Source organism: Ohtaekwangia sp. (assembly GCF_036786105.1).
In the GTDB taxonomy this organism is placed as follows: domain Bacteria; phylum Bacteroidota; class Bacteroidia; order Cytophagales; family Cyclobacteriaceae; genus Ohtaekwangia.
Genome location: NZ_DAIQRQ010000040.1, coordinates 40,335 through 46,938, shown reverse-complemented (window position 1 = coordinate 46,938; position 6,604 = coordinate 40,335). Strand labels below are relative to the sequence as shown.

General features: G+C 46.1%; 4 protein-coding genes. All 4 read left to right on the top strand.

What is annotated here, in order from left to right; translation table 11 throughout:
- Window positions 1–142: 142 nt before the first annotated feature.
- On the top strand, window positions 143–421 hold the full coding sequence (locus V7Q33_RS15915) for an ArsR/SmtB family transcription factor (protein ID WP_331975329.1): 279 nt from the start codon (window positions 143–145) through the stop codon (window positions 419–421).
- Window positions 422–838: 417 nt separating this feature from the next.
- The gene (locus V7Q33_RS15910) at window positions 839–1,930 is read left to right on the top strand and encodes an efflux RND transporter periplasmic adaptor subunit (RefSeq protein WP_331975331.1); all 1,092 of its coding nucleotides are present in this window, start codon (window positions 839–841) and stop codon (window positions 1,928–1,930) included.
- A 36-nt stretch (window positions 1,931–1,966) separates the two neighbouring features.
- Entirely contained in the window at window positions 1,967–5,098 is a 3,132-nt protein-coding gene (locus tag V7Q33_RS15905) for an efflux RND transporter permease subunit (protein ID WP_331975333.1), read from the top strand.
- A gap of 11 nt (window positions 5,099–5,109) precedes the next feature.
- A complete protein-coding gene (locus tag V7Q33_RS15900; RefSeq protein WP_333820463.1) occupies window positions 5,110–6,447 on the top strand; it encodes a TolC family protein in 1,338 nt (445 codons plus the stop codon).
- The last annotated feature ends 157 nt before the right edge of the window (window positions 6,448–6,604 follow it).

Below are 6,604 nucleotides of genomic sequence, written 5' to 3'. Positions count from 1 at the left end.
TTCTGTGAAATCTGTGGGAAAACAAATTTTGAACTTTTCCATTTATCCTCAATGTTTTAGCAGCAACCTGCCGTTCAAATACCTGCAGGCTTCTATTTAACAATGCCAAATTGTACATTTGTCCGTTCAATATAATTTCGTCATGAATTCCAAGAAGGCCGAAAAGATTGCAAAAGCCCTGTCAGACGCCAATCGACTCCTTATCTTAAAGGAAATAAAAAAACAAAATGACTGTCTCTATTGTGTAGACCTTGGTAACATCATCGACCTCGCACAACCTTCCATCGCTCACCACCTCAAGCAATTAACGGATACCGAAATTATCCTTCAGGAAAAAGAAGGTCGTAACGTAAAGTATAATCTCAACAACAAAATAATAGACGATTACATAGAGTTCCTCCAGGATCTCAAAACTGACTGACGATGTGGAAGTGAGAATTAAAAAATTAAAAAATTGGAAGATTCAGTACTATGAGGTTGAATCTTGTAATCTTCCATTCTCATAACGTTGTTTGAATTTTACAATAATCTGTTTCATCTCTATAAGTTTTAGCTGCCTATAGCCCTATACTTTTGTATCGTCAATTCATGAAAGTGGCAGCTAACAATAAAGCAATCGACAAGTATAATAAAGCAGGCAGGTCCAAAAAGCTAACTGATGTTTGGACAATCCTCGTAAAATCATTTATTGAAAAAAATCGATAAATATTTCGATCTATCGAAACATTTCGATTAATGAATGGGTTATAAGCCCATGGAAACACAGAATACACGCGCCGCAGAGCGCATCAACATATCGAAAAACTTAAATAAATCAATAGTTAAACACGCAATTCGTATGCAAATCTCTCCCAAGTCCCCATTTATCCATGCTGCTTACGCCATACTTGGTGTAGCTGCATTTTCAGCCCTCCTTGCTGCTTGTACGACACAAGCGGAAAACCTCGGTTCGAAAAATGATACCAAAAAAACTGAAGCTCCCGCCTTTACCGGGACTCCCGTAGACGCCGCTGTTGTAAAAGCCGGTCTTATTAAAGACGAGCTTGAGCTTACCGGTACCGTTGTAGCGAACCAGACTGTAGAAATTGTAAGTGAGTTGACACGCCGCATTGAGCGTGTGCATGTAAAAGAAGGCAGCCGTGTACATAAAGGAGATATACTCTTTCAGTTGGACGATGCCGATCTGCAGGCACAACTCGAGCGTTTTCAACAGCAGGAAAAATTAGCGAAGCTGAACGAAACACGTCTTCGTGACCTTCTTGAAAAAGAAGCTGTTCCTCAACAGGATTACGATGAAGCGATAACAAACCTTCACGTATTGCAGGCACAGATTCGTGAGCTGCAGGTAACAATTCGCAAGACCAAAATCACTGCACCTTTTGACGGACAAATTGGTATCATCAATATTCACCCGGGTGCTATTGTATCGGTAAACACTGTACTCACAAACATTGAAGACAATCAAGTGGTAAAAATACAGTTCTCGGTACCCGAAAAGTATACCAACATTATTCACGTAGGCAGTACACAGACTTTTACCACACCTTCGGGGCATCGTGAGTATACTACTAAAATTGTAGCGCGGTCTGCAAACCTCAGCGAAGATACCCGCACATTGCTGGTGCGCGGCATTACCGAAAATCGTGATGGATCATTGCTGCCCGGTCTTAGCGCACGTATCAAACTGTCGCTGAGCGAAGACAACAAAACATTGTCTGTGCCCTCACAGGCATTGATACCATCGGCTGGTGGCTACACCGTATTTGTATCACATAAAAACGCAGTAACGCCTGTACAAGTAGAGATCGGTCAACGCAGTGCAAGCTCCATCGAAATCCTGAAAGGCCTGAACAGTGGCGACACCGTTGTAACCAGCAACCAGTTACGCCTCATGCCTGGCTCACCTGTACACATTGTTACCCTTAACTAAGATGGTAACCCTCTATATAATCAAGAAGTAAAATTTATGAGTGCTATATCGCAAGTAAGTATATCCCGCCCGGTGTTGGCGGGAGTGATGTCCGTTTTGCTTGTTCTTTTTGGAATTGTAGGCTATACATTCCTCGGAACTCGCGAGTATCCCGTTACCGATTCACCGATTGTACTGGTAACAACTGTATATCCCGGTGCCAGTGCTGATATTATTGCATCGCAGGTAACCAAACCACTGGAAGAAGCCATTGCAGAAGCCAACGGTATACGGGCCATGTCGTCTGTATCGCGCGAGCAGGTTAGTATTATTACCGTAGAATTTAACCTCGATGCAGACCTCGAAGCTGTAGCGAATGATGTGCGCGACAAAGTATCGAAGTCACGCCAGCAATTGCCCGCAGATATAGAGCCTACTATCGTGGAGAAATCCGGCCCTGGTGATATACTTGTATTCCTCACTGTTGAAAGCAATACCAAAAGTCTGGAAGACATAACCGACTTTGTGAACATCAACATCAAAGAGCGTTTGCAATCTATACCCGGTGTTCGCCTTGTTGACAGCTATGCAGGGAGAAAACGTTCCATGCGCTTAAGAATGGACCCGATCAAACTGGCAGCGTATGGTCTTACACCAGCCGATGTGCAGGCAGCTTTGCAACGTGAAAATGTAGACCTTCCGAGCGGACGCATTGAAGGTGAAAACACAGAAGTATCACTTCGCACCGAAGGACGTCTCGTTACAGAAGAAGATTTCAACAACATGATTGTGTTGCAGAAAGAAGGTGCCATCGTTCGCTTCCGCGATATTGGTGAAGCCGTGATGTCGTCACAGAATGAGCGCACTGCCATGATCATCGGCGAAGGCCAGGTAGCGCGCTACGGTGTGGGTACTGGCGTACAGCCACAACGTGGTGCCAACTCGCTCGCTATTGTTGATGAATTTAAGAATCGCTTTGACGAGATCGTTGCCTCTGCTCCCAAAGACTATATTATATCGCTCGGTAAAGATTTTACCGTGCCCGTTCGAAATTCGTTATCAGAAGTGGAAGAAACACTGATACTGGCGTTCGTACTGGTAGCATTGATCATCTTTATATTCCTGCGCGACTGGCGAAGTACGATTATTCCACTGGTAGCCATACCGGTGTCGATCATCTCGGCATTCTTCATTATGTATATAGCCGATTTTTCTATCAACGTGCTTACACTCCTCGGCCTGGTGCTGGCCATTGGTCTGGTGGTAGATGACGCGATTGTTGTACTGGAAAATATATATGCCAAGATAGAAAACGGCATGAAGCCGATCGAGGCAGCGCGTAAAGGCTCGAATGAAATATACTTCGCTGTAATCTCAACCACCATTACACTGGCAGCTGTGTTTCTCCCGATACTTTTCCTTGGAGGTATTACCGGCCGATTGTTTAAAGAATTTGCCATCGTAGTATCCGGCTCCGTGTTGATCTCCGCATTTGTTGCGCTGACATTGTCGCCGATGATGAGTGCCTATCTGTTGAAATCGCACAGCGGTCATAACTGGCTCTATCGTAAAACCGAGCCCTGGTTTATAGCCCTGAACAATGGTTATGAAAGGTCGCTCCGCTTTTTCTTTAAAGCACGCTGGGTTGGATTCATACTCCTCGCAGCATCATTAGGACTTGCGTGGCTACTGGCACCGACATTGCCTTCAGAACTGGCGCCACTCGAAGATCGCTCCATGATCGGTCTGGCCGTAATAGCCCCCGAAGGAACATCGTTCGAAAGTATGGAGCAGACCATGAAGGAAATCAACAACTTCGTTTCGGATTCTATACCCGAGCTGCACGCCAACAGAACGTATGCCGGTATAGCCGCATCGGTAGGTACATTGGCACAACCTGTAAACTCCGGATTTCAATGGATATTCCTGAAAGATCCCAAAGAACGCACCAGCGGTCTTACACAGCAACAGATATATGAAAAACTGGTAGCTGCATCGGGTAAATTCAGAAATGTGATCATCATCCCGATACAATTCCCAACCATTGGAGGCTTTACTACATCGCAACCTTTGCAGTATATAGTGCAGGCTCCTGAGCTATCAGCGCTGATAAAAGTAATGCCGGCCTTGATGGGTGCTGTATATCAGAGTAAAAAACTGAGTTTTCAGGACCCTGATTTTAAAGTGAACCGTCCGGAGATTGGTATATCGATCGATCGCCAGCGCGCAGCACAGCTGGGTATATCTACGCAGGAGATCGGCCGCACGCTGCAACTCGCGCTGAGTGGAAGACGCTATGGATACTTTATCTATAACGACCGCCAGTATGAAGTGATCGGTCAATTGGATCGCAAGGAACGCCTGGCACCTGCTGATGTACATTCACTCTTTTTGCGTGCAGAGAGTGGTGAAATGGTATCACTGGATAACCTGGTAACGATGAAAGAGAATGTGAGTCCTCCGGCCATCTATAGATATAATCAGTCGTATAGCGTTACCATCTCAGCAACACCGGCTCCGGGCGTAAGTCTGGGTGAAGCGATCAAAGAAATGGATGAAATTACGAAGAAGATTTTACCCGAAGGTTTTACAACCGACCTCGGTGGACAAAGCCGCGACTATGCAGAAAGCAGTTCAAGCCTCATCTTCGCGTTCGTCTTTGCTATACTGTTGATATACCTCGTATTGGCGGCGCAGTTTGAAAGTCTCATCGATCCATTCATTATACTATTGACCGTGCCCATGGCGATTACCGGTGCATTGCTGAGCCTCTGGTTTACCGGCCAGTCCATCAACGTCTTTAGTGAGATCGGTATCATCATGCTCATTGGTCTTATCACAAAGAACGGTATCCTCATTGTAGAATTCGCCAACCAACGCAAGGAAGAAGGCATGTCTGTAAAAGATGCTGTACTCGCAGCCGCTGCGTCTCGCTTCCGTCCTATATTAATGACAACCTTCGCGATGATTTTCGGTACGTTGCCAATCGCCCTTTCACTGGGGACAGCATCGGGTAGCCGTACATCACTCGGTATAGCGGTAGTAGGCGGACTGGTGTTTGCCGGTATCCTTACACTCTATGTTATTCCATCGGTATACTCATACTTCTCCCGCCCCTACACTGCGAAAGCAACAGAAGGCGATGAAGGTATACATACCGATACAGCCACTCATCCAGCCATTGTTTAGTAATTACTCTTATGAAATCAAAGAATAATAATCTCTTCTATATACCGCTGTTCGTTGCCGTGCTCCTGTCGTCAGGAGTGCAGGCGCAGCAGCAACTGTCGCTTGAGAATGCAATTTCGCTTGCCAGGTCTTCCAATGCAGATATATTGGTAAGCACACTGGAAGTTGAGAAAGCGAAACAGCAGCGTGTATCGTCACGCAGTTTGTTGCTGCCCACAGTAAATGCTACGGCGGCCGCCAATCATTACTTTCAGTTGCCAGCCTTTTTTGGTTTTGGCGAAACAACAGAAGGTGGTAAAATTCCCTATGGTCGCTTTGGTGGTAAAGATCAACTAGCCGCTGCTATAACTGCCGTGCAGCCGTTGTATAGTCCACAGGCATATTCTACGTTGCGTCGTTCACACTTGCAGGAAACGGAATCGGAAGTAAATGCAAGCAATACACAACTGCAGGTGCTGGCGGCTGTAAAGCAAACCTATCTGACTATACTTGTATTAGAGCAGCGCATCAAGCTGCAGCAGGAGAGTATAGCGCGTAACAAGCGTGTGCTGCAGGATGCACGCTCGTTATTTGCACAAGGTAAAGCACTTCGTGTAGATACGCTGCGTGCTTTTACATCTGTGAAGAACCTGGAGCCGGCCCTCACACAATTGCTCTATGCTGTAGAGACACAAACGCTCCGCCTGAAGACCTATATTGGACTGGATTCGCTGCAACAAATAGAACTTACAGATTCACTTACGGTACCCGCACCGGAAACTATACCCGATGAGGCGGCTGTATATGCAGCCGCACGTCAGAATAATCCGGAGTATAAAGCGCTGAGCTTACGCGAAGATATAGGGCGCGAGTCTGTAAAGGTAGCATCAGGACTTCGCAAGCCGGTGGTGGCCGCGGTGGCACAATACCAGGTGCAGTCGCAGACCAATCACTTTGAATATGGCCAGGCTTATTACCCTACATCATCATACGTAGGCTTGCAGGTTACGGTGCCGTTGTTTGCCGGTTTCAGTAACCAGGCAAAAGTAAAACAGGCATCGTATGCGCAGCAACAGGCAACGCTGGTGCGCAAGCATGCGGAAGATGAGCTTCATGCAGAAGTACATGATGTGATTGCCCGCAGCCAGGAATCTGTTGAGCGTTTAAAGACTACTGCCGTAGTGCGCGAAACAGCACAAGCCAGTTATACCATCATTCAATATCGCTATAAGAACGGTATAGCTTCGCGGCTGGAACTGACAGACGCAGAACTGGCTTTGTCTACTGCACAAGCAAATTACCTGGAGGCGGTATACGACTATCTTACCGCGCGCATTCAACTTGATAAACTCATGGGAGTGGTTTTATAGATTTATCCACGAGTGTTGCACGGGATCGGATGGGAAGCAATTCTCATCCGATTTTTTTTTATAGGACCAGGTATATTCTTCGGAAAGAAAAACAGCGGTTTCGGAAAAAAGAGTTTAATATATGCCCGCAATAGTCCAGCTTGGCTTCAAATTAAAC